The organism is Brevibacterium paucivorans (genome assembly GCF_016907735.1).
In the GTDB taxonomy this organism is placed as follows: Bacteria; Actinomycetota; Actinomycetes; order Actinomycetales; family Brevibacteriaceae; genus Brevibacterium; species Brevibacterium paucivorans.
The window spans coordinates 1,111,241-1,134,018 of record NZ_JAFBCP010000001.1 but is presented as its reverse complement, the minus strand read 5'-3'; the positions used below and the strand labels follow the sequence as shown (position 1 = coordinate 1,134,018).

Below are 22,778 nucleotides of genomic sequence, written 5' to 3'. Positions count from 1 at the left end.
GTAGTGTTAAGCGCATGAGGAAAAATGACGCTGCGTATGTTCTGGTGGTGTCGAGTTCAGTTGCTCGCGGTGACGCGACTGATACCACGGGGCCCGAACTCGCCGCATGGTTGCGGGGGCTTGGCTTTGCGACTCCTGACCCGGTGCGTGTGAGCGACGGGCACGCGGTTGCCGATGCGCTTGAGCGGATCTTGCGTGACGCGCCTGCCGTGGTGATCACGACGGGTGGAACCGGGCTGACCCCGGACGATGTGACACCTGAGATGACGGCCCGTTTTGTTGAGCGCCGGGTTCCTGGGATTGAGCAGGCGTTGATCGCGCAGGGTCTGGAACACACTCCTCATGCCGCTTTGAGTCGAGGAATCGCCGGGGTCGCGGGGTCGACACTGGTCATCAATCTTCCGGGTTCGCGGTCGGCTGTTCGCGACGCCATGGTCACGCTTGCGCCTGTGGTGCCGCACGCGTGTGAGCAGATTGCGGATGTGCGCACCCACGGCCGAGGTGTCGACGAGGCCGCGTTGGACGCGCCTGGCTCGGTGGAGGCTTCCGGGGGCGCGCCCGCCCAGCCGGTCACCACCTCGGCGGTGGTGGCAACCCGGATCACCCGGGACCCGTGCCTGACCGACGCGGCCAGCGCGGTCGTCACCCCAGAATGCGGGGCGGTCGTGGAGTTCAGCGGAGTCATCCGTAACCACGACTCCGGCCGAGGTGGCGTCGTGGGCCTGGACTACACGTGCCACCCGGATGCGGAAAAGGTGCTCGCGCAGGTGGTGGGCGAGGTCGCTCAAGCGCACCCGGGGACTCGGGTTTTGTGCGAACATCGGGTGGGATCGTTGCAGGTGGGCGACGTGGCGATCGTGGTTGCGGTGGCCGCGGCGCACCGGAAGGCCGCGTTCGACTGCTGCGAAGACGTGGTCAACCAGGTCAAAGCCCGTGTGCCCATCTGGAAGCAGCAGCACTACGACACCGGCGGACACGACTGGGTGGGCCTACAGTGACGGATGAAATGGCAGCGGGCGCGGCTGCGGGCGTGACTGAAGGGCAGACCCGTGTGAGCGGGCGTTACATGCGGCAGCTCAACGTTGTGGGCCTGACCGGGCAGCAGGCGATAGCGCGGGCTCGCGTGCTGGTCGTCGGTGCTGGTGGCTTGGGCTCCCCGGCGGCGATTTACCTGGCCAGCGCGGGTGTTGGCACGGTGGGGCTCATCGATGACGACGTAGTTGAGATGTCGAACCTGCACCGCCAGCCGCTCCACATGACTGAGTCGGTGGGGGAACCTAAGGTCGAATCGGCGACGGCGCATTTAACGGCCCTGAACCCAGACGTCCACGTGGTGACGCACCGTGAACGGCTCACCGCGGACAACGCTCGTCAGATTCTGCAGGGTTATGACGTGGTCCTGGACGGGGCCGACAACTTCGACACCCGCTACGTCATCTCAGACGCCTGCCGGGACGTAGGGATTCCACACGTGTGGGCGGCCGTGCTGACGACCGGCGGGCAAATGTCGGTGTTCATGCCTGACGGGCCCACGTACCGCGACCTCTACCCTGTTGCCCCTAATGATGTTCCCACGTGCGCCGAAGCCGGGGTTCTGGGGGTTGTTCCCGGTCAGCTGGGGGTGGCTCAAGCGGCCGAGGCCCTCAAACTCATTACCGGCCTGGGTCAGCCTTTAGTGGGGCAGGTGGGAGTCTACGACATGCTCACAGGCATGTGGGAATATGTGCCGTTGGTTGGCTCCGGTGGGGCGCCGCAGCCTGAGACTGGCTCAACGTCCCGGGAGGAGTCTGCGCAGACCCGCGCTGCCGAGGTCGTTCCTGCGGAAATTCCCGCCGGCGCCTTTGTTCTGGACGTGCGGGAAGAATCCGAGTTCGATTCGGGGCACGCGCCGGGTGCCCGTCTGTTGCCGTTGTCAACGATCATGGACAACCCGGAAGGGTCGGCACACGCACTTGCGTTAGAGGTTGAACACATGCCGGACCCGCACGTTTTTGTCATGTGTCAGGCCGGCGTGCGCTCGCAATACGCGATCCAGATGTTCCACTCTCAACCGAGCGTGCAGCACGTCCGCCTCACCAACGTGATCGGCGGTATGTACGCATGGACGGGGGCCGGGCTACCGGTTGTGCAGGAAGACGCAGGCAACTAACCCACGAGCTCGGTGGCGATGCCGCGGGGCTGGGCGGCGACCTCGGCGGTGGTGCCCACTTGCACAACCTTCCCGGCCTCAAGAACCACGATGTGATCTGCGAGTTTAATATCGGCTCGGTCGTGGGTGATGAGAAGCACGGGAGTGCTGAGCGAGCGCAGGTGAGTTCGAAGCTCGGTTCGTGCCGGTGCGTCCAAAGCCACGAACGGTTCATCCAGCAACAGCAGTTCCGGACGTGGAGCAAGTGCGCGGGCCAGGGCAACTCGGGCTGCTTGTCCGCCAGACAGGGTGCTGGGCATGCGTGCGCGCAGGTCGTCTACGTGAAAACGCTTCAGTTCCTCAATCGCGCGCGCCTTCTCACCACGTGGCAACCCAAAAGCCACGTTCGCCTCCACGTTCATGTGGGGAAACACATGTGGGTCTTGCATGACATAGCCGATCCTGCGCTTATGCGCCGGGACCTGGGCGGAGGTGAAGTCCCGTTGCCCCACACGCACGGTGGCACCACGCACCGGAAGTAGACCGGCGATCACGTCGAACGTGGTGGACTTCCCCGCACCATTGGGCCCAATCACCGCAGTGATACCGCTAAGCGGGACGTCACAATCAATGTCCATACCCCGCTGGGGCAACGAAAACGCAACATGGAGGGTCACTGGCGGACACCTCGGAACGTCTTGCGATACATGGTGGCCACCACCACGAACGCCACAACCATGAGAACCACGGACACCGCTACCGCCCCGGCCGTGTCACCGGAGTCGGCCAGCAAGTACACCTCGAGCGGAAGCGTGCGCGTCACCCCCTGGAGGGAACCCGCAAACGTCACGGTGGCACCGAACTCGCCCAGAGCACGCGCAAAAGCTAACACCGCGCCAGAAATGAGTGCGGGACGAATGAGCGGCAACACAATCCGAAAAAGTGTGCGGGTTGGGCCAGCGCCCAATGTCGTCGCGACTTTGGCGAACCCAGGGTCCAGCGAGGTGAGCGCGCCTTCGACCGTGAGCACCACGAACGGCATCGCCACAAAGGTTTGGGCCACAACCACCGCAACCGTGGTGAACGCGATCGAAACACCCGCAGCTTCCAACGAAGAACCAATGAGCCCCGCGCGCCCAAACGTCGAAAGAAGAGCAATGCCTCCCACAACCGGCGGAAGAACCAAAGGCAAAAGCACCACCGTGCGCAACAACCGCACACCCGGAAACTCGCGGACCGTCAACAACGCCAAGGGAATGCCCAATAGCACCGAAAACACTGTTGCGCACGTGGCTGTAATGAGCGACAGGCGCAACGCCTGAAGTGCGGACGGGGCCGTGATCAGTGAGAAAAACTCCGGCCAATTCGCCCGAACCACCAAGCCCACAACGGGGAGCACCACGAAACTCGCCGCAACAACAGCCGGCACCCACATCCACCGAGGAAACGGTGTTTGAGCCCGCGACTGCACGTCAGCCCGCGACCGCATGTCAGCGTCTGGTTTCACCGTTGCCCAAAACCGTTCGCGTGAAGCACCTGCTGAGCACGATCAGACAAAACAAACTCAACGAACTGCGCAGCGCTCGCAGTCTTCTTACCGTGGGAGGTGACGGCGATAGGGTAACGGTTGACGACCTCGGCGGCCTGCGGAAAATCCACCGCCTCCACCTTGTCTGACGCGCGGGCGTCAGTCACGTACACTAGCCCCGCATCAACCTGACCAGACTCCACTTTTGTGAGCACGGCCGTCACCTTGGACTCTTCCGTTGCCGGGGTCAAAGTCACGCCAGCACGATCAAGCACCTGCTTGGTGGCATTCCCGCACGGAACGGCGGGGGCACACACGGCGACCTTGACGCCCGGCCGTGTAAGCGTCTCCAGGCTCGCGATGTTCGCAGGGTTGCCTTCAGGCACGGCGATCGTGAGGGTGTTCGTAGCGAAAATCTGGGGCTCCTGAACAAGCCCGGCTTGGGAAGCTGTGTCCATGGTGGGCTCATCGGCGGAGGCGAAAACCTGGGCCGGAGCCCCGGACTTCATCTGCTCAACCAACCCAGACGAACCAGCAAAGCTGAAGGTCACATCGGTGCCGGTTTCCTCTTCGAAATCCTTCCCGATTGTTTCAAACGACTTCTTCAACGAAGCTGCAGCGAAAACGGTGAGGGACGTTTCTGGATCTGCCTTACCGCATGAAGTGAGCGCGCAACACGTCAGCGTGAGGGCTACAACTGCAGCAAGTGGCTTCATCATTGTCATGCTTCCGATGGTACGGCGCGGGTACACGCCAAGCGCACCTTAAATCCGTTCCAGTGCAATCACTTGTGCCAGGGCGCTGGCGATCACAGCGTTCCCCGGGGTTAGTTGCATCCGATCAATCTCGTCGGTGCCCACCAGGGAAAAGATCCGGTGCGGGCCAGCTTGGATTTCCACCATCGACATGACATCACCGCGCTTCACGTCGGTGACAATGCCATAAAACCGGTTCGACACGCTCGTGGATACGTGACGCGGGTCTTCGGGCAGGGCCGTGATTTTGCGGGCGTGGCGAGCCAGCTCCACCCCGTCGACAACCGTGCGCCCCGCTGAGTCAGTGCGGTGGGTGAGCGTGCCGGCTGCGATCCAGCGCCGTACCGTGTCGGTACTCACGTCGAGGAAGCGGGCAGCTTCGGAAACGCGGTACATAGGTGTGTCAGTCATGTGAATCCTGGGGTAGTGATGGGTGGTTGTGCCCGAGGTGGTGCTCGGTTTTACGGGACCAGTCGCCCGATTTACCACCGGACTTCGCGTCAACCTTGATGTTCGTGAGAACCGCGTGCTTGTCAACGGCTTTGATCATGTCGTAGATGGTCAGCGCAGTGAGCGAAACAGCCGTAAGCGCCTCCATTTCGACGCCTGTTTTGCCCGAAGTTTTCACCACAGCCTGAATGTGTACACGGTCGTGCTCAAGGCTGAACGTCACGTCGATTCCGGAAAGGTCCAGCGGATGGCACAGCGGAATGAGGTCCCATGTGCGTTTTGCCCCCATGATTCCAGCAATGCGAGCAATGGGCAGGGCTTCTCCTTTAGGTAGGTTTCCCGACGCAATCAGCTCCATGACCTCGGGCGTGGTGATCACCGTGCCACTTGCTACGGCCCGGCGGGCTGTCACGGATTTGCCGCCCACGTCTACCATGCGCGCGGCCCCGGATTCGTCTACGTGGGACAACTGGGGTGCGCTGTGCTCAGAACTCCCTGTCATGAGGCACACGCTAGCAGGTTCCGGTGCCTGCAAACCCCGTTAGCTCAGAGCGCGAGCGCCTCAAACGTGTCACCGTCTTCGATGGCCGAGACGTCTTGGGGAATCATCACCAGCACGGTCGCATCAGCCTGCATGTGTAACAAGTGGGAACTGTTGCTCCATTCCAACCGAACGCTTCCATCAGCATCAAGGCGCGCGAATCGCATCTGGGTTTTGCCCACGGGACTGCTCAGTGGATCACCGTCGGGAGTGTGTACCGTGACGCTCATGCGGTTGCGGGGCGGTGCTCCAAACATCGAGGTACGCAATAACACCTCAATGCTCACCAGTGTGGACACCGGATTTCCGGGCAACCCCACCCACGGAACCCCTGCCAATTGGCCCACTGCTTGTGGGCCTCCCGGCTGCATGGGAAGGCGACAGAACTCCATGCCACTGTTTGGGAGCCTGGGAGACTGCGCGCCACCGTACCAGTTCTCGACTCCCTGCTGTACCTCCAGCTCTGAGGCCAATCGAATGACTTCGCGTGCCCCCATGGAAATGCCGCCCATCGACACAACCACATCGGCGCGCCGGGTGTCATCTGCCTGCCACGAACGCACCGCATCCAGGAGCAAGTCTGGATGGTCGGGGGCGTGCAGGGTGCCTACCACGTGGGCTCCCGCTACTGAAAGTGCCGCCACCGCCGCCGAGGTGTTGGAATCGTAGATCTGCGCCGCACCCGGGCGCAGACCCGGCTGGCACACTTCGTCACCCGTGGACACCACCAGAACCCGCAATGGTTTAAACACGGCAATCTGTGTGAGCCCCACGGACGCGAGTGACCCGGTTCGCGCCGGCGTGAGGTGATCACCAACAGCGCACAACTCATCGTCATAGTCGATGTCGCTACCCCGGTACCGAACGAACCTACCCGACTCAAAAGTCGCCTGGGGCGTAAACGTCACATGTGTCAGGTCATCGAAACCAGCCACCGTTTCTTCCACCGGAACCACACACAGATCGCATCCGTCATCGTCGAACGCCGGGCCATCCCATTCGGGAATCTTCGCCCCCGTCATAATGGGCATCGCAAAGCCCGGTGTGAGCGGTTCGGGGTTGTGCCCGGCGGCAACCATGGGAAGGAGAGGAACGGGCTTACCTGCTACCACCTCGGGATCGTTGGGATGCACAACAAACCCGTCCATTTGGGAGTTGTTGAACCGGGGAACCTGCTCAGCGGACTTAACGTGCTGGGCTGCCCGCAACGGCATGGGGTGGGTGGCCACCTGAGCGAGATCGCGGTACTCCCAACTACTCAGGAGCAGGAGGAAGTCGAAAAGCTTTTCGCGATAATCCGCAATCGAGACCATGTCAGTAGATTACGGCCCGTATCGCACGCGCGCCAGAGCGTGCCTCGCCGCCCAGTCCGCACGCCGCAGAGCACGCCCCTCCATGTCCATGTGTGACACACAAACACACGCTCCCTCAAGAGTTTGGGACAATGAGAGCATGAGCAATGCGAACCGCGTAAGACTGCGTGCCCCCGAACTCGTTGGCCGACGCTGGATCAACACCGGCGGAGAAAACCTAAGCCTGGAAGATCTGCGCGGGAAGATCGTCCTCCTCGACTTTTGGACGTTCTGCTGCATCAACTGCCTGCATGTGCTCGACGAACTGCGCCCGCTCGAGGAAGAATACGCGGATGTCCTGGTCACGATTGGTGTCCACTCACCCAAGTTTGAGTTTGAACGCGAAATCGAAGCCGTCGACCGGGCAGTCGAACGCTACCAAGTCGAACACATCGTGCTCGACGACCCCAACCTCGAGACCTGGAAGGCCTACACCGCACGCGCCTGGCCCACCCTGGTCGTCATCGACCCAGAGGGCTACATCGTCGCGTCCATGTCGGGGGAGGGGCACACCTCGGGCCTCATCAGCCTCATCGAAGAAGTCGCCGCGGAGCACGAAGCCAAAGGGACCCTCCGCCGAGGTGACGCCCCCTATGTGCCTCCCGCACCTCGGGAAGGGGACCTGTTTTACCCCGGCAAGGTGGTGCGCCTGGACGACGGCCGGTTGATCGTCGCCGACTCCGGCCACCACAGCTACGCGCTCTACGACAGCGAAGGCGCGAACCTGCTGGGACGCATCGGCTCCGGTGAACGCGGAAACGCCGACGGCGACTTCGCCACCGCCCAGTTCTCAGAACCCGGTGGCGTGGCCCAACTTCCGCCAGAAATCGCGCAACAAGTGGGCTACCACCTGGTCGCAGCAGACACGGTCAACCACACGCTGCGCGGAATCAACCTAGAGACCCAAACCGTAACCACCGTGGCCGGAACTGGCGAACAATACATGGTGGGCGCCAGCGACAACGTTCCTGATCAGCCCGGTTTTTCCGGACGCTACGACGGTCCAGCCACGGCCGTGAAACTCTCCAGCCCCTGGGACGTGGTGTACGCGCCCAAGACGTCCAATGTGGTCATCGCCATGGCAGGTAACCACACCATGTGGACCTTCGACCCGGTAGCCGGAACCGTCGCGCACATTTCCGGGTCTCTTAACGAAGGGCTGCGGGACACCTCGGACGCGGCAACCCCGTTTGACTTAGACGAATGGTTCGCCCAACCGTCCGGCGTGCGGCTGGCCAGCGACGGTGACGTGTGGGTGGCGGATTCCGAAACCTCGGCACTGCGCAAACTCGACCCATCGACCGGAGCCGTCACGTCATACGTGGGCCTGGGGCTGTTCGACTTCGGATTCCAGGACGGGCCAGCCGAATCCGCCCGTCTGCAACACCCGCTGGGTGCGCTCGAACTTCCAGACGGCACCGTCGCCATTGCCGACACCTACAACGGCGCCATCCGTCGCTTCGACCCCCAGGCCAACACCGTGTCCACCCTGGCGCGCGGCCTGAAGGAACCCTCGGACATCCTGGTCGTGCAGGGAGACGACACCACCTCGGGCTACCTGTTGGTCGCCGAATCCGCGGCTCACCAACTCACCGCCGTGCCCATTCCGGAAGAGGCGCTGGAGGTTAACGAAGGGGCTCAGCAGACCAAGAGGCCGGTCACGGAGATCGGTCCCGGACCGTTGGACATCACTGTCGCGTTTACCGTTCCCGCAGGTCAGAAGCTCGATGACCGTTGGGGTGACCCCACGTTTCTGCAGGTGTCCTCGACCCCTGAGAACCTCATTGTCGACGGGGCAGGTGGCAAGGAGGGCACCCAGCGTACGGTGACCCTCAACCCCGAGGTGACCTCCGGTGTTCTGCACGTCACCGCCCGCGCGGCGGCCTGCGATGGCGAACCCGGTGGAGAGATTCCACTCCACGCTGCGTGCCACCTGTACCAACAGGACTGGGGAATCCCGGTTGCGGTGGTGCCGGACGGGCCAAACGACCTGGCGCTGGACTTGCGCGGGGCGTAAGGCGGGGCTTAGGCGCGCCGGCGGGGTTTTTGTGGGCCGGCGCCTACTTCGCTTCTTCCTGTATCACGGTGACGTTGTTACCTTCGATGCGGACCTTGGCGCTCATGCGAGTGGTGACCGTGTCGGTAAACGTGGATTCAAACGCCGTGACGGCGTCGCGTTGCTTTCCACTTACGGTGAATTCCACGTTGGTGGGCGCCATCTCGATTCCTGAGGCACCGTTTTCTAACGTGACGTGAGGGTAGGACTTCACCTTCCACTTCACGTCGCCCAGGATCTGGTTGTTGGTTTCTTTCCCAAAACCGCAGCCGGCGGGCATGAGGGTCGTGGCTTGCATGCATTCGTCGATCTGCTTTTTGATAATGTCAGCGACCTTCTTGGTGAGTTCCTTCGTGGGTTTGCCCGTCAAATGGACGTCCGAGGTGGTAGCAGGCTCCGTCACATCGACCGTTTGGTAGTCCGAACGTAGGTAGGTGCTGTTGAAGCCCACCGTGTAGGTGACGGGGAACAGGACGCGTGTTTCTCCCGCGGGCACGGATACGCCGTTGAGTTGCGCGGTGGGTGCGCCACCAGCGTCGATCGCGATAACGGGCCACTGATCGACTTTGATGGACCACTTTTGGATGGTGCCAAAGGTGCGCGCGTCACGCTTCACCCGGAACGTGGTTTCACGTGTGTCGGAACCTTGGACATACGAGACTTTCACGTCGTATTCGTTCTCGTTCACACGCTTTGAGTCAAGGACTTTCGCCTGCTTAGGCACACTGGCCGCACCGGAAAGAATGTCGTCGCTGACACCGTCCAACATGCGTTCATGCGGGATGTCCAGCATGGTCAACGCTCGGTTGGTGTCGTGTTTTTCGAGTGCTTTGAAATACGTGAGCACGGCTCTGCCAGGCACGTGAACCGTGAAGTTGAGGATGGGCACGGAGAGCATGGTGCTCAAGCACAGAACGATTCCGGTGCAGATCAGTGCGATTGGCCATTTCCGCCGCATGCTCACCCCCTCCGAAAGCTGTGTCTGCGGGCCTGCAGTAATCCTTTAGACCATCAGGTAGAGCTTACAGAACAAATGCATAACCGCACGAGAAACCTATAATGAGCGTGTGAAGTTTCGGAAGTGGACGGGTCGTATTGCCGGTGGCGTGGTGCTCACCTTGGCGGTGTGTGGTGCCACCATTTTTGGTCTTCGCATGTACAACACAAGGAAGTACCCAGTGACTCAGGCCAGCGCTGACCTCCACGACAAGAACGGTTACCCCACGAATGACCGCATTCGACCAATAAAAGGGGAGTACCTCAACGGATTCCACTTCAAACCCCAAGAACGTTCGCATAAGGGCACTGTGGTGGTCTACGGCGGGTCCGAAGGATCGCCCGCATACGAACAAGCGAAAGCTCTTAGCGAACAGGGCTTTGAAGTCCTGGCTCTCTACTTCTTTGGGCAAGACAACCAGAAACCGTCGCTTGCCCAGGTGCCTCTTGAGCAGTTCAACGAAGTCGTTGAGTACGCCCAAAACTCCATCGAGAACCCAACCCCCATTACAGTCATTGGCACGTCTAAAGGCGCAGAGTTCACGGCGAACCTGGCCGCTCATGGCTACCCGGTGGACAACCTCATCAACTTCACGCCGGCTCACTACAGTTACTCCGGGCTGGACTTCAGCTCTCAAAAGGAACAGCCGTCATTTACGCACAACGGTGAACCGGTTCCCTTCGCAACCTTCAGGAGTGGCAACGTCTCAGTGGGGATGAAAATGATGTGGGACATGATCACCGCATACCCACCCGAGTACCGCCCCACCTACGAAAACGCGGCCGAACATGCCCATGACCACGCGGCAATCGACCTGTCTTCATTTGACGGCAACGCGCTGTTCCTTGCCGGTGACCAAGACAAAATGTGGCAGGGCGAAGTAGCTTCTAAAGCACTCGCTGAGCAGTCGCCTGCATTCGAAAGCGTCATCTACCCCGGCGCCGGACACTTGTTCGTGGAAGATATTGAATCCATGGGCAACGGCTGGCAGATCATGTTTGGTGGCACCGTCGACGGCAATGCGAAAGCAGCCAACGAGTCGATGGATTTAGTCATCAAGAAGTTGTCGGAGTGGCACGCGGGTAGGTAACGTCGCGCAACGTCACGTCACGGCGGTAGGTGCCGCGTCTTCAACTGGGTACGCTTCCATGTGCTCCGTATCGACCTGCACAAAAACGTGCGTGCCGGCGCGCACACGCGTGGCTTGCTCGCTCACCTCGGTACCTAAAGCGGGGTGCAAGACCGAGGACGGCTGACCCTGACCCGAGAAATCCCACAGATCGGCAGTCATAGCAAGACCCACCTCGGTATCCACAGGGGACAGGACCACCTGGACGCGCTCGCCAGCGTCACGCACCTGCGTAATGAGCGCTTCGAATACCGTTTCGTCAGTAAAAATCGGGTCAAACTCGTCGAATGACAACGCAACAGCGTTGACCGGGATAGTGACAAACACCTTCCCATCCAACTGGGTACGGGCCCGGACCTGCGAATGCCCAATAGAAAGCCACCCTTTGCGCGCCAAACCTGAAAACACGTTCACCCGCCGGTGCGCGGCTGCCAGGTTCGACCTCGGCGTGGCCAGCTGTGCCTCTAACGGCCCCTGATCGGCCACCTGGTCCTTCTCCACCACGATCGTCCACCCGCCGATAACATGCGCGTCGGTGAGTGAATACGTCGACATGATCAGCCCCAGGTGCAGCCGTTCGCACGTGTCAAGAATGCGGTTACGCAGGGACGTGCGAGCGCTCGACGTGAGTCCGTGAAGTGGGTCGGCGAGTAACACATGGGTCGCGCTCGTCGCTTGCGCATGTGCGAATCCGGCGATCAATGGAAGCAACCGGGCGTCGACGTCGCGCACCCGCGCCCGAGGTGGAACGCCCCAGAGCGTGCATGTCGCGTCGATTGCGCGGTCGAGTTGGGTGCTGGCGGACACGTGTGCGCGACACGCGTCACGGATGACGCGCGCGACACGGGCCCCGGAATACCGAGGTTTCGGAGTAATCGCGGGGGTGACATACGGGCGCTCCCCCAGGAGCGTCGAAGCGACGTCAACGTCCTCACTTTGCCCCATGAGAACGATTCGGTTGAGGTCGCTAAGGTCCTGGGGGAGCCCTTCAGAAATGGCCACTGTTGGTTTAGAAGGTTCCGTCCGTCGCGGCCTTGCGGCGAGTCACAACGACAGCCGCCCCACCTACGACGATCAGACCAACACCCAATGCCAGGCCGGTCAGTTCAGTACCGGTGCGTGGCAGGTCATTGTTCGACTCTGGCGCTGGCGTGTTCTCGCCGTGACGTGGCGCGCGTTCTTCCGCAGGACGGCGCGAGGTGTCAGTCGAGTCTTCGCTTTCACCTGAGTCCGAGCTCTCGTCGCTGTCAGCTGCGTCGGTGTCTTCACCTGAAGAGTCGTCTTCAGCGGGAGCTTCCGAGTCTTCCTGCTCGTCCTCTGACGCGTCACCCTGGTCATCCCGAGAGTTGTCGATTTCGGTGGAGTGCCCACCGTCATCTGACGTTCCGGGTGTGTCTTCGGGCGCGTTGTCTTCAGGCTTGCTGTCCTCAGGTTTGTCTTCAGGCTTGCTGTCCTCAGGTTTGTCGTCTGGCGCGTCGTCCTGAGGAGGAAGCACCGTGAACGAACCAGTGAGTGGCTTGTCGAGGTCATCCCCGGTCACCGTCACGGTGTACGTTCCTGGGTGTACTTCTGAACCTTCTCCAGCGGCCACACCGGCAGTAGCTACACCCTTCTCATCGGCAGTCTTGGTGACTTCGTAAGCGGAAGTCTTGCCTTTACTGTGTTCGAACTTAAAGGTGTACTTCGAACCTGCTTTCAAGCCGGTCACAGTTGCGTTGACACCCTTGTTCTTGTCACCAAAGGCTTCAGCCGAAATCTTCGTCGGCGAGATCGACAGTGAAGCGTCAGCAGCTGGTGCTTCTGGGGTTGCTTCCGAGGTCGGTGTCTCTTCTGGAGTTGGTTCCGGTTTTGGAGTTTCGGAAGGTTGTGCAGACGGTGTTTCAGTTGGTGTCTGCTTAGGTTCCGGTGTCGGTTCCTGGGTTGGTGTCTCTTTCGGGGTTGGTTCCGGTTTTGGAGTTTCGGAGGGCTGTGCAGACGGTGTTTCAGTTGGTGTCTGCTTAGGCTCAGGTGTTGGTTCCTGGGTCTGTGTCTCTTCCGGTGTTGCTTCTGGCGACGGGGTTTCAGTCGCTGGTGCTTCCGGTGTCGGTTCCTGGGTTGGTGTCTCTTTCGGGGTTGGTTCCGGTTTTGGAGTTTCGGAAGGTTGTGCAGACGGTGTTTCAGTTGGTGTCTGCTTAGGCTCAGGTGTTGGTTCCTGGGTCTGTGTCTCTTCCGGTGTTGCTTCTGGCGACGGGGTCTCGGTCGCTGGTGCTTCCGGCGTAGGCTCCGCGGTTGGCGTCTCTGCCGGGGTCTTCGTCTCTTCCGGGGTTGGCTGTTCGGTCGGTGTCTGCTCCGGTGTTGCTTCAGGCTTAGGCGTCTCTTCCTGCGTTGGCTCCGGAGCTGGAGTTGCCTCTGGAGCAGGCTCTTCGCCGTCCTGAGTCACGCTGAATGTTGCAGGATCAGTGTTCTTTTCGTCTGCCATCGAACGCAAAGCGATCGAGTACCGACCAACGGGTACTTCAGCACCTTCTTCGACGGTGAAGTAGTAGGTTCCGTTGACTTCGCCCTTGTCGTTTACGGACAGTTCGGTGTTGGCAGGGTACTGCTGGCCGTTAGGTCCGGTAGCAAACACGCGGGCGGTCGTGTTGGGCTTGAAGTTTTCGCCCTTGAACGTCACACCCTTTTTGGAGTCTGAAATGTCAGCAACAGACACTGTGGTGTCAGTGACAGTGATCTTTTTCGGCGAGGATTCATTCGACGCTGCTGATGCGTCGTCACTCGTTGGATCTTGGTTTGGTGCAGGACTCGTAGAAGTAGCGACAGCGGGCGCGGCAATCATGCCGGTAACCGCGGCTGCAACTGCGGGGGCAAGCACAAGACTCGGTAAAGTCTTCACAGTATTGGCCTTTCGGTTGTAGAGTCGACCGCAAAGCCAGTGCACTACCCACCGAATCCGCGTTGGCTAAGGGGGAAGGCACCGAAAGCGCGGGCGTAGTACACGACAACTGTAGAGCACACCCGGCTTCGTGTCCAAGTGTTTTCCGCGCATGTCGAAGCAAAAACGGTACTCTATGGTTGTGAGTTTGCTTTCAGATCGCGACATTATTTCCCAGATTGAAGCCGGCCGGATCGCGTTGGATCCGTTCGACCCCGTGCTTGTTCAGCCGGCCAGCGTGGACGTGTGCTTAGACAGATCGTTTCGTCTGTTTGACAACCACAAGTACTCGTTCATTGACCCTTCGGTCGAACAGCCCGAACTCACCCGGCTCGTCGAAGTTGAGACCGACCAGCCGTTCATCCTGCACCCGGGCGAATTTGTGTTGGCCTCCACGGCCGAGGTGGTGACACTTCCCACGGACGTCGCCGCCCGCTTGGAAGGCAAGTCGTCGCTGGGTCGTTTGGGTCTTCTCACCCACTCAACGGCAGGTTTCATTGACCCTGGATTCTCGGGCCACGTGACATTGGAACTCTCCAACATGGCCACGTTGCCCATCAAACTGTGGCCGGGCATGAAAATTGGTCAGCTGTGTTTCTTTAACTTGAGCTCGCCCACAAACAACCCGTACGGCTCCAACCCAGCCACCGCTAACCGGTACCAGGGTCAGAGGGGCCCCACCGCCTCGCGCAGTTTCCAGAACTTCTACCGGAGCCCATCGGTATGACCTACACGTCTGCCCACGTGTTGATCGCAGACGCCCATACTGAACCCACGGACGTCTTCACACTGATCCGGAACGTGCGCCCGCGTATAGACGTCGACGCGGACACGGGAACAGTCCATTTGTCGCGTCACTCGCGCCTCGAAGGGCCCATCGCACTCAGTGAGCAGGACTGTGCCCAGCTTGGGTGCGAACCTGACAGCGTGGTGTTCGCCCTGTGGGGACCCACTGACCGTGAGGCCACACCTCCCGTGGGTGACGGCCCCCTCGACACATTCTTCCCGCACGGCTTGCCTGTCAAAGAAGAAGAACGCAACATCGACCTCCTCATGGCACTTGCGCGCCGCCTCCACGGGTCGGTGCGTTTGGCGGGGGACACCTCGGCGCCCCGAACGGTGACCCCAGACCCTGACCAACACCCCGTCTACACCGTGTTTTCGAGCTACTGGCTGGACCCGGGAGTGTGCGCGGACACGGTGCGACAGGTGATGCCGGACGTCCAATCCCACGAACAGTTCACCCTGGACGCGTCCACCATCGCGGCTGACGAACCCATCTTGCTGGACGGATATTCGGTGACGGCCACCCTGACGGCTGGCCCGGATTACCCCGCCGAGGTCGTCGTCCTGGTGGAAGACCGGTTACCTCCCGCTGTGGACCAGTACGCGCAGGCGCCCCTGATTTCGTACCTGGTCAGGTGGATCTCACCGGACTCCATGGGGGATCCCCAGCTGGAGCCGCACGTGAGGGCCCAAGTAGTGGTCGAACTGGAGCGGATTGCCGGGGCGCTCATGCGTGCAACGGCCGGAATTGGAATCGACGCCGACGGCTTTTTGGTGACCGAATCACAACTCAGCGGAACTTGAACGTGACGCTTATTTCGAACATCTATTTCACGCCTCGCATGATGAACGAGTCAGTTGGTCGTAAGGAAAGTGTGAAAAAATAGGGGTTCGACGAGTTGAGAGGAGGGTGACACGTGGGCGCAATCCTTTCGACCTTCTTTGTCGCCGCGTGCTTCGCTCCTCTCCTGTTTCGATTTCTGGGCCGTAACGCGTTCCTGCTTCTGGCGGCGGTGCCACTTACTGGCCTCATGTTTTCGATCATCCAAGCGCCGGCCGTTTTGGCAGGTCGGCCACCGTGGGAGCTCTACGACTGGCTCCCCGTTTTGGACATGAGCATCATCTTCCGCATGGACACGCTGTCTTGGATCCTGAGCCTCATGGTGACCGGTGTGGGGACGTTGGTGTTTGTGTATTGCGCCCGCTATTTCAGCGAGCGCGATCCGGGGTTGGGTGAGTTCGCCGCTAATCTGACCGCGTTTGCCGGCATGATGTACGGGCTCGTGCTCGCCGATGAGCTTCTTGTCTTGTTCATGTTCTGGGAAGGCACCACGGTGTTTTCCTATCTCCTCATCGGGTTTTCATCGACCCGTCAGCAAAGTCGTCGTGCCGCACTTCAGGCTCTCGTCGTCACCACGTTCGGTGGGCTCATCATGTTGCTGGGAATGCTGATGCTCAGCCATGAGTACGGTACGGGTCGCATTTCAGACATCACGACGCGCGGTTATCTCGAGGGCAACGTGGTCGTCGCTATTGCCATGTACCTGATCCTCATTGGCGCGATTTCGAAGTCTGCGCTTGTTCCCTTCCACTTCTGGCTTCCAGGTGCCATGGCCGCGCCCACCCCGGTCAGTGCGTACCTTCACGCCGCTGCCATGGTGAAAGCCGGAATCTTCCTCATTTTGCGGTTCTCTCCCAGCTTCTACACCATGCCAGGATGGGTGCCTGTGCTCGTCACAGTAGGTGTTGGAACCATGCTGATTGGGGCGTGGCAGGCGCTTCGAGAGTTCGACCTCAAACTCGTATTGGCATACGGGACCGTGTCCCAACTGGGATTCCTCACAGCGGTGTCTGCGTTTGGTACCCGAGGTGTGACCATCGCGGCTCTTGCCATGTTGGTCTCCCACGCACTTTTCAAATCCACCTTGTTCCTTACCGTGGGAATCATTGACCACGCGGTGGGTACGCGTGACTTGAGGAAGCTGTCTGGGTACGGCAAGCGTGACCCGTGGCTTGCGGGTGTGGGAATCGTGGCAGCAGCCTCGATGGCTGGTGTCCCGCCCCTGTACGGTTTTGTAGCAAAAGAAGCAGTTATCGAAACCATTTTGGCTACCCAGTCGAAAGCCGGATACATCGCGCTCGCCGGTATCCTCTTAGGCTCAGTCATGACCGTGGGCTATGCGTGGCGTTTTGTCTACGGAGCCTTTGCCACCCAGGAAAACATCGAACCCGTATCCGGGCACTCGACCAGTAAACTCCTCATGGTTTCACCCGTTTTCCTCGCAGTCGCGCTTACTGTTTTGGGTCCCTTGAGCTTTGTTCTCAACGGTCCGTTTGCAGCGTACACACATGATTTTTCCGGCCACAGCTATCACTTGGCTCTGTGGCACGGTTTCACACCAGCACTCGCGTTGTCTGGCGCCATTTTTGCGGTAGGTGCAGTGCTCATTTATGCGGGACCGTACGTTTCACAGTTCCAAAGCCACATGCCCACCATCATCGACTTTCCGCGGGCGTATAGCAGGATTATCCAGGGACTTGTGTCGACGGCCGCCTATGTCACCTCACGTACCCAACGTGGTTCAATGCCGTTCTACCAATCAGTGATTTACGCGGTAGCGATCGCTGGAATGGGCATCACGCTTCTTGCAAACAATTCGTGGGGTGTGGTGCCTGAATTTGCGCAGTCGTGGGGGCAGGTTGCAGTCGCGGCCATTATTGTTCCAGCAGCGCTTGCTGCGACCATCGCCAGGAAGCGGTTCCAAGCCGTTTTGATTGTTGGGGTCACGGGGTACGGGATGGTCGCATTCTTTGCTATGCAGGGTGCGCCGGATCTCGCTTTGACACAAGCACTGGTCGAAACCATCACGATTGTGGTGTTCATTCTGGTCTTGCGGCGCCTGCCAGTAAACATGGCCGGTGACCCTGCGAAGAACTTCTCCCCGCCAGTGCGTGCGATCATCGGTGCCTCATTCGGGATTCTCATGATGGTGGGCGTGGTCGTAGCGATGGGCAACCGCATTCACACGCCGGTGTCAGATGCGTGGGGTGAACTCGCATATAACGTGGGTCACGGAAAGAACATCGTCAACGTCGCGCTGGTCGATATTCGCGCTTGGGACACCATGGGCGAACTATCCGTAGTCGTCGTTGCTGCTACGGGAATTGCGAGCCTCATTTTTGTTCAATCGCGTGAACGAAAACTTCAGCGTGTCGACTTCCCAACCGATATCCCATCAGGCTTTCGTCGGTTTACCGTCCCGGTCGCAGAGGACATCCTGCCAAAGAACTCAGACGACACAGCCGACGACAAACCAAACAATAGCGACCAAGAATCCAAACGCAACGCCTGGCTCATGGCCGGTCGAACGCTAGCCCCGCGTAACCGGTCCATCATGTTGGAAGTTCTTGTGCGCCTGATCTTCCACGCCATGCTGGTAATCAGCGTGTACCTGCTGTTTGCAGGACACAACGCGCCAGGCGGAGGTTTTGCTGCCGGACTGGTGGCTGGCCTGGCGTTCACCGTGCGGTACTTGGCAGGTGGGCGATATGAGTTGGCTGAAGCGGCAGTCTTCGACGCCGGCCGTCTACTGGGTACGGGCCTCGCAATAGTCATGCTCACGGCTCTGGGAGGACTTTTCTGGGGTGAGGCGGTCCTGCAATCGGAATACTGGTCAGCCACTCTGCCGGTTCTAGGAGAACTGTCGTTGGGCACGTCGACTCTGTTCGACATCGGCGTGTACTTTGTGGTCATGGGTCTCATGCTCGACATCCTGCGTTCCTTGGGCGCTGAAGTCGATCGCCACCAAGAAGCAGATGAGCAGCGCTTGGCCGAGGTTCTTGCCGAAGGCGACGAACAGGCAGACAGGCGCAAGCTCTCTGCGATTATGGGCCGAATCGACAGTTTGCGTGACCGGATCGATCGACGAGGTGATGGTCTGTGAGCACCTCATTGATTCTCCTCATCACCATGGGAGTCCTCATGGCGTGCGGTGTGTACCTCATGCTGGACCGTTCACTCACGCGCGTTCTCATTGGGTTTCTTCTCTTGGGGAACGGAGTGAACGTCCTCATCATGCTGACGGCAGGACCACCGGGAAACCCGCCAATTACCGACGGTGTTGACTTATCTACCGTCGGTATGAGTGACCCACTTCCACACGCGCTTATCCTCACCGCGATCGTCATCACGTTCGGAATATCAGCGTTCATGCTCGCGCTCATCTACCGGTCATGGCGTCTGGTGCGTGCCGAAACCATCGACGACGACATCGAAGACTTGGCAACGGCTCAAGAACAGAGTCTCCGCCTTGCTGAAGAAGCACAGACCAGCGAGAACCAGGACGACACCGAATTCGGTGACGAAGCCGACCACCCGGTTCCTGGTGCGGTTGATTTGGACGATGACGGAACACCGGAAGAAAGAGGTGAGAGCACATGACAGCTTTAGTGCCTCTTCCAGTTGTTCTGCCACTCTTAGGAGCCGGACTCTCACTTCTTCTGCTGGGCAAGACACGAGTCCAAAACATCGTGACGGTTCTTACGATCGTCATCACCTTGTGCTTCGAAATCAATATGATGTTCCACGTCGACGCGCACGGCACTCAGGTGGTCGCCGTGGGCGGATGGGGAATTCCCTTTGGAATATCCCTCGTCGTAGACCGTTTGAGCGCCATCATGGTGGTGGTGTCCTCGATCGTGACACTGTGCGTTTTGGTGTACGCCATCAGCCAGGAAATGGCAGACACCAACCGAGAATCGCCCGTGAGCGTGTTTAACCCGGCGTACCTCATTCTGTGTGCGGGTGTATCGAACGCGTTCATGGCAGGGGACTTGTTCAACTTCTACGTTGGCTTTGAAATGCTTCTGTCCGCGTCCTATGTTCTACTCACGCTTGGAGCAACCCCCGGTCGTATTCGAGCCGGAGCCACGTACATTGTGGTGTCACTGTTGAGTTCAATCGTGTTCCTGGCTGCGATCGGTTTGATCTACGGTGCCACCGGAACGGTCAACATGGCGCAATTGTCACAGCGCATTGCGGAACTCCCGCCGGACGTTCAACTGTTCCTTCACGTTACGCTGCTCATTGGGTTTGGGATCAAAGCCGCGGTGTTCCCGCTGTCCTTTTGGCTCCCCGACTCGTATCCCACAGCACCGGCACCTGTTACCGCCGTTTTCGCCGGACTGCTTACAAAGGTGGGGATCTACGCGATCATCCGAACAGAAACCCTTCTGTTCCACGAGTCATCGATGAAGGTGCCACTCCTTGTCGTCTCAGCGTTGACCTTGATCGTGGGAATTCTGGGTGCCATTGCGCAAACCGAAATGAAGCGCATGCTGTCGTTTACCCTCATTTCCCACATCGGGTACCTGCTCTTTGGGGTTGCGATGGGAACGGTCGAATCACTTTCGGCCACCGTCTACTACACGGTTCACCACATCATTGTGCAAACAGCCCTGTTCCTTGCCGTGGGCTTGGTCGAACAGCGCGTATCAACGACGTCTACCCGCAAACTGGGTGGGCTCGCACGGTTGGCTCCATTTATCTCACTTCTCTTCTTTATTCCAGCGCTCAACCTGGGTGGAATCCCGCCGTTCTCAGGGTTCCTGGGCAAGATCGGGCTCTTCACTCCCGCGATCTCCGGTGGAAACTGGTTGGAAATCGTGGTGGTGATCGTCGGTACCCTGACGTCACTTCTCACGCTGTACGTGGTGACTCGAACCTGGAGTCTGGCGTTCTGGAACGACCCTGCCGAGGTCGAATCTCCAACCCCCGAACTGGTTACCGAATTCCAACAGGTCACCTCAGCCATCCAGAAGAACGAGAAACGACCTCGGGGTCCGCGCCTTCCCACCATGATGGTGGGAGCCACGGCCACCATAGTCGTCGTTTCCTGCCTGCTCACCGTGGTGGCCGGGCCGCTGTGGGACTTCTCGCAGCGAGCCGGGGACAATATGCGTGACGCCGGGAACTACGTATCGACCTCACTCACGTCCCACGTAGAGGAGCGGTAGTGAGCAAAGTACGAGAAATCGTCAGGCAGCTTCTTCTTGTCGTGCTTCTGGTAGCACTGTGGATCTTCTTGTGGGATTCGTTCACCTTCACGCACGTGGTCACGGGTCTGCTTGTGGCCATCCTGACTACGCGACTGTTTTACCTGCCACCGGTCGAACTTCCCGCACGATTTAACGTTTTCCACTTTGTCTACTTGCTGGGCTGGTTCATTGTGTCCATGGTCCATGGATCCCTTCAGGTCGCGTGGGTGGCGGTGCGACCTAAGCCGGTAAACCCGGGCAGTGTTATCGCAGTGGAACTGCACACCCGTTCAGATCTACTCACAACACTTGTCGGACAGATCTCCGGGCTCATCCCGGGCACCTTTGTCACGGAAATTGATCGCGCTCACTCAGTTCTGTACCTGCACGTGCTCAACTGCAACACCCCTGAAACGATCGAAGCAAACATTCAACAGACCCGAAAAATTGAAGTCCTACTCATCAAAGCAATGGGCTCGCCTCACGACATCGAAGTGATGAACGACTACTTGGTGAGCGAAGGCAAAGAACCAATCCTTAAGAGCTGGTCGCTGGCAAACCGCAGGAGGCGTTCATGATTGATCCGGAAGTAGCCAAATTTTTTGGGCCCGTAATAGGCATCCTCTTCTCTGTTGCGGCCATCACTGCAGTCATCAAAATCATTCGTGGCCCAGCCATTCTGGATCGTGTGGTGGGAACAGACGTTCTGCTGGCCACCATCATGTGCGGGCTGGGCGGATATATCGCGTTCACTGGCAGGCACGACCTCTTGGTGGTGTTGCTGGTGTTCTCGCTCTTTGGATTCGTTGGATCCGTTTCAGTGTCACGCTATGTGAGTCGTACACCCACCTCGGAACTCACCGACTTCGCCGGAGGGACGGCGCACGACGCCCTTGATGCTGACGAATTCGACCACAGCGAATCGCCCCATCACGCATCTGCTCGTGGAGCCGACGGAAAGCAGGTGCGCTTGTGATACTGGACATCGTGTCAGCTGTTTTGCTGGTGCTCAGCGCGTTGTTGAGCATTGTTGCGGCCATGGGACTCTTGCGTTTTCCTGACTTCCTGTCGCGTTTGCATGCCGGTTCCAAGCCACAGATTTTGGGGCTCGTGTTGGCAATGATTGCAATTGCCATCCAAGCGCCCGTGTTTGGGGTTGTCACCACTTTATTTCTTATTGTTCTATTTCAGATGGCGACAACACCTGTTGGTACTCATATGGTAGGAAGAGCAGGGTACAGGACAAAGCACTTGCGGCGTTCCATGCTGTACCAAGACCAATTAGCGGAAGCTGTTGCGAAAGCAGATGCTCGTGACATTGCTCAGCGGTCGCCTAAGTCACGCGATCGTGCAGCAGAGAAATCAGAGGGAGAGCGATGAGCGAACAAGATACTCGACCACTCGTGTTGGTGGCCGACGACGAACCCGACGTTCTGGGGGCTGTCGTTCCCTTCTTGAGCCGTTCTGGTTTCCGTGTGATCAGTGCCAGCGATGGAAAACTCGCGCTTGACGAGATTCGTCGGCACAACCCAGACGCCTGTGTTTTGGACGTCTTGATGCCCGGCGCTGACGGTCGTGAAGTCTTACGTACACTGCGCCGCGAAGAAAACTGGGTGCCTGTGGTTCTTCTGACCCAGGTGGGCGAAGCGGTTGAACGCGCAATGGCGTTGGAAGAAGGCGCGGACGACTACATCAACAAGCCGTTTGACCCGCATGAACTCGTGGCTCGTGTGCGTGCTGTTCTCCGTCGTACCCGGGCAGGTGAACCACCGCTTGCCACGGCAAGCATCCTGACGTCAACGTTTGGGCTCAAGATTGACCGGGTGAGTAGGCGTGCATGGTTGCGTGACCGCGAACTGGTCATCACGCCAAAGGGTTTCACGCTTCTGGAATACCTCATGGTTCACAAGGACGAACTTATTGAGCGGTCACGCCTCTTGGAAGTTCTGTGGGGCTTCGACGACGCCGTGGGTACACGCGCAGTGGATTCGCGTGTCGCAGAACTCCGCCGTGTCCTGGGCGAAGATGCCACCGAGCCTCGTTGGATCGCTACAGTTCAGGGTCGTGGGTACAAGTTTGTCGCTGACGTCACCGGATCGCACGAGTAGG

At 59.4% G+C, this 22,778-nt stretch carries 22 protein-coding genes; 13 read left to right on the top strand and 9 right to left on the bottom strand.

The window, feature by feature from the left end:
* The first annotated feature begins 14 nt into the window (after positions 1-14).
* Together JOE56_RS05295 and JOE56_RS05290 are read left to right on the top strand one after the other, a co-directional pair.
* Positions 15-998 (top strand): molybdenum cofactor biosynthesis protein MoaE, encoded by a 984-nt coding sequence (locus JOE56_RS05295; protein ID WP_204515154.1) that lies wholly within the window; start codon positions 15-17, stop codon positions 996-998.
* Entirely contained in the window at positions 995-2,149 is a 1,155-nt protein-coding gene (locus tag JOE56_RS05290; protein ID WP_204515153.1) for a ThiF family adenylyltransferase, read from the top strand. Before JOE56_RS05295 ends, JOE56_RS05290 begins: the two co-directional genes overlap by 4 nt.
* On the opposite strand, the gene JOE56_RS05285 is transcribed toward JOE56_RS05290, so the two are convergent.
* Genes JOE56_RS05285 through JOE56_RS05260 form a run of 6 tightly spaced genes read right to left on the bottom strand, consistent with a single transcriptional unit; the run spans position 2,146 to position 6,715 of the window.
* Complete coding sequence (locus tag JOE56_RS05285; RefSeq protein WP_204515152.1) at positions 2,146-2,805, bottom strand: ATP-binding cassette domain-containing protein; 660 nt, start codon at positions 2,803-2,805, stop codon at positions 2,146-2,148. The two genes, JOE56_RS05290 and JOE56_RS05285, sit on opposite strands and share 4 nt — an antisense overlap.
* On the bottom strand, positions 2,802-3,617 hold the full coding sequence (locus JOE56_RS05280; protein WP_204516072.1) for an ABC transporter permease: 816 nt from the start codon (positions 3,615-3,617) through the stop codon (positions 2,802-2,804). The genes JOE56_RS05285 and JOE56_RS05280 overlap by 4 nt, the downstream gene beginning before the upstream one ends.
* Before the next feature lie 14 nt (positions 3,618-3,631).
* A complete protein-coding gene (modA, locus tag JOE56_RS05275; protein WP_204515151.1) occupies positions 3,632-4,381 on the bottom strand; it encodes a molybdate ABC transporter substrate-binding protein in 750 nt (249 codons plus the stop codon).
* Between the two features lie 39 nt (positions 4,382-4,420).
* Positions 4,421-4,822, bottom strand: a complete 402-nt coding sequence (locus JOE56_RS05270) for a TOBE domain-containing protein (RefSeq protein WP_204515150.1) — start codon at positions 4,820-4,822, stop codon at positions 4,421-4,423.
* Positions 4,815-5,363, bottom strand: coding sequence for a cyclic pyranopterin monophosphate synthase MoaC (gene moaC / locus JOE56_RS05265; protein WP_204515149.1), 549 nt, complete (start codon positions 5,361-5,363; stop codon positions 4,815-4,817). Before moaC ends, JOE56_RS05270 begins: the two co-directional genes overlap by 8 nt.
* Before the next feature lie 44 nt (positions 5,364-5,407).
* The gene (locus tag JOE56_RS05260) at positions 5,408-6,715 is read right to left on the bottom strand and encodes a molybdopterin molybdotransferase MoeA (protein WP_204515148.1); all 1,308 of its coding nucleotides are present in this window, start codon (positions 6,713-6,715) and stop codon (positions 5,408-5,410) included.
* 139 nt (positions 6,716-6,854) lie between these two features.
* Here JOE56_RS05260 and JOE56_RS05255 point away from each other — a divergent pair, with 139 nt between their 5' ends.
* Positions 6,855-8,771, top strand: coding sequence for an NHL domain-containing thioredoxin family protein (locus JOE56_RS05255; protein WP_204515147.1), 1,917 nt, complete (start codon positions 6,855-6,857; stop codon positions 8,769-8,771).
* Positions 8,772-8,814: 43 nt separating this feature from the next.
* Here JOE56_RS05255 and JOE56_RS05250 read toward each other — a convergent pair whose 3' ends face one another.
* Positions 8,815-9,768: a hypothetical protein gene (locus JOE56_RS05250; RefSeq protein WP_204515146.1), complete on the bottom strand. Its 954-nt coding sequence runs from the start codon at positions 9,766-9,768 to the stop codon at positions 8,815-8,817.
* A gap of 109 nt (positions 9,769-9,877) precedes the next feature.
* Here JOE56_RS05250 and JOE56_RS05245 point away from each other — a divergent pair, with 109 nt between their 5' ends.
* Positions 9,878-10,897, top strand: a complete 1,020-nt coding sequence (locus tag JOE56_RS05245; protein ID WP_204515145.1) for an acyl-CoA thioester hydrolase/BAAT C-terminal domain-containing protein — start codon at positions 9,878-9,880, stop codon at positions 10,895-10,897.
* A gap of 12 nt (positions 10,898-10,909) precedes the next feature.
* On the opposite strand, the gene JOE56_RS05240 is transcribed toward JOE56_RS05245, so the two are convergent.
* Positions 10,910-11,938: a hypothetical protein gene (locus JOE56_RS05240; RefSeq protein ID WP_204515144.1), complete on the bottom strand. Its 1,029-nt coding sequence runs from the start codon at positions 11,936-11,938 to the stop codon at positions 10,910-10,912.
* A 7-nt stretch (positions 11,939-11,945) separates the two neighbouring features.
* Positions 11,946-13,808, bottom strand: coding sequence for an LPXTG cell wall anchor domain-containing protein (locus JOE56_RS11440; RefSeq protein WP_204515143.1), 1,863 nt, complete (start codon positions 13,806-13,808; stop codon positions 11,946-11,948).
* Positions 13,809-13,983: 175 nt separating this feature from the next.
* On the opposite strand from JOE56_RS11440, the gene dcd reads away from it, so the two are divergent.
* From dcd to JOE56_RS05190, 9 genes are all read left to right on the top strand, one after another.
* Positions 13,984-14,574 carry a dCTP deaminase gene (gene dcd / locus JOE56_RS05230; RefSeq protein WP_102239500.1) on the top strand — a complete coding sequence of 197 codons (591 nt, stop codon included), beginning with the start codon at positions 13,984-13,986 and terminating at the stop codon, positions 14,572-14,574.
* Complete coding sequence (locus JOE56_RS05225) at positions 14,571-15,437, top strand: hypothetical protein (protein ID WP_204515142.1); 867 nt, start codon at positions 14,571-14,573, stop codon at positions 15,435-15,437. Before dcd ends, JOE56_RS05225 begins: the two co-directional genes overlap by 4 nt.
* 113 nt (positions 15,438-15,550) lie before the next feature.
* A complete protein-coding gene (locus tag JOE56_RS05220) occupies positions 15,551-18,577 on the top strand; it encodes a Na+/H+ antiporter subunit A (RefSeq protein WP_204515141.1) in 3,027 nt (1,008 codons plus the stop codon).
* Positions 18,574-19,074: a Na(+)/H(+) antiporter subunit C gene (locus tag JOE56_RS05215; RefSeq protein ID WP_204515140.1), complete on the top strand. Its 501-nt coding sequence runs from the start codon at positions 18,574-18,576 to the stop codon at positions 19,072-19,074. Before JOE56_RS05220 ends, JOE56_RS05215 begins: the two co-directional genes overlap by 4 nt.
* The gene (locus tag JOE56_RS05210) at positions 19,071-20,648 is read left to right on the top strand and encodes a Na+/H+ antiporter subunit D (protein ID WP_204515139.1); all 1,578 of its coding nucleotides are present in this window, start codon (positions 19,071-19,073) and stop codon (positions 20,646-20,648) included. The genes JOE56_RS05215 and JOE56_RS05210 overlap by 4 nt, the downstream gene beginning before the upstream one ends.
* Positions 20,648-21,247 carry a Na+/H+ antiporter subunit E gene (locus JOE56_RS05205; RefSeq protein WP_204515138.1) on the top strand — a complete coding sequence of 200 codons (600 nt, stop codon included), beginning with the start codon at positions 20,648-20,650 and terminating at the stop codon, positions 21,245-21,247. Before JOE56_RS05210 ends, JOE56_RS05205 begins: the two co-directional genes overlap by 1 nt.
* A complete protein-coding gene (locus JOE56_RS05200; protein ID WP_204515137.1) occupies positions 21,244-21,645 on the top strand; it encodes a monovalent cation/H+ antiporter complex subunit F in 402 nt (133 codons plus the stop codon). The genes JOE56_RS05205 and JOE56_RS05200 overlap by 4 nt, the downstream gene beginning before the upstream one ends.
* An 11-nt stretch (positions 21,646-21,656) precedes the next feature.
* Positions 21,657-22,049, top strand: a complete 393-nt coding sequence (gene mnhG / locus JOE56_RS05195; RefSeq protein WP_338028627.1) for a monovalent cation/H(+) antiporter subunit G — start codon at positions 21,657-21,659, stop codon at positions 22,047-22,049.
* Complete coding sequence (locus JOE56_RS05190) at positions 22,046-22,777, top strand: response regulator transcription factor (protein WP_102239508.1); 732 nt, start codon at positions 22,046-22,048, stop codon at positions 22,775-22,777. The genes mnhG and JOE56_RS05190 overlap by 4 nt, the downstream gene beginning before the upstream one ends.
* The last annotated feature ends 1 nt before the right edge of the window (position 22,778 follow it).

Bases quoted from the DNA above. Each gene is read 5' to 3' on its own strand.
- moaC (WP_204515149.1), bottom strand. From the start codon at position 5,363: ATGACAGGGAGTTCTGAGCACAGCGCACCCCAGTTGTCCCACGTAGAC.
- dcd (WP_102239500.1), top strand. From the start codon at position 13,984: ATGGTTGTGAGTTTGCTTTCAGATCGCGACATTATTTCCCAGATTGAA.
- JOE56_RS05255 (WP_204515147.1), top strand. From the start codon at position 6,855: ATGAGCAATGCGAACCGCGTAAGACTGCGTGCCCCCGAACTCGTTGGC.
- modA (WP_204515151.1), bottom strand. From the start codon at position 4,381: ATGACAATGATGAAGCCACTTGCTGCAGTTGTAGCCCTCACGCTGACG.
- JOE56_RS05190 (WP_102239508.1), top strand. From the start codon at position 22,046: ATGAGCGAACAAGATACTCGACCACTCGTGTTGGTGGCCGACGACGAA.
- JOE56_RS05280 (WP_204516072.1), bottom strand. From the start codon at position 3,617: ATGCGGTCGCGGGCTGACGTGCAGTCGCGGGCTCAAACACCGTTTCCT.
- JOE56_RS05200 (WP_204515137.1), top strand. From the start codon at position 21,244: ATGATTGATCCGGAAGTAGCCAAATTTTTTGGGCCCGTAATAGGCATC.
- JOE56_RS05250 (WP_204515146.1), bottom strand. From the start codon at position 9,768: ATGCGGCGGAAATGGCCAATCGCACTGATCTGCACCGGAATCGTTCTG.
- JOE56_RS05295 (WP_204515154.1), top strand. From the start codon at position 15: ATGAGGAAAAATGACGCTGCGTATGTTCTGGTGGTGTCGAGTTCAGTT.
- JOE56_RS05225 (WP_204515142.1), top strand. From the start codon at position 14,571: ATGACCTACACGTCTGCCCACGTGTTGATCGCAGACGCCCATACTGAA.
- JOE56_RS05210 (WP_204515139.1), top strand. From the start codon at position 19,071: ATGACAGCTTTAGTGCCTCTTCCAGTTGTTCTGCCACTCTTAGGAGCC.
- JOE56_RS05270 (WP_204515150.1), bottom strand. From the start codon at position 4,822: ATGACTGACACACCTATGTACCGCGTTTCCGAAGCTGCCCGCTTCCTC.
- JOE56_RS05260 (WP_204515148.1), bottom strand. From the start codon at position 6,715: ATGGTCTCGATTGCGGATTATCGCGAAAAGCTTTTCGACTTCCTCCTG.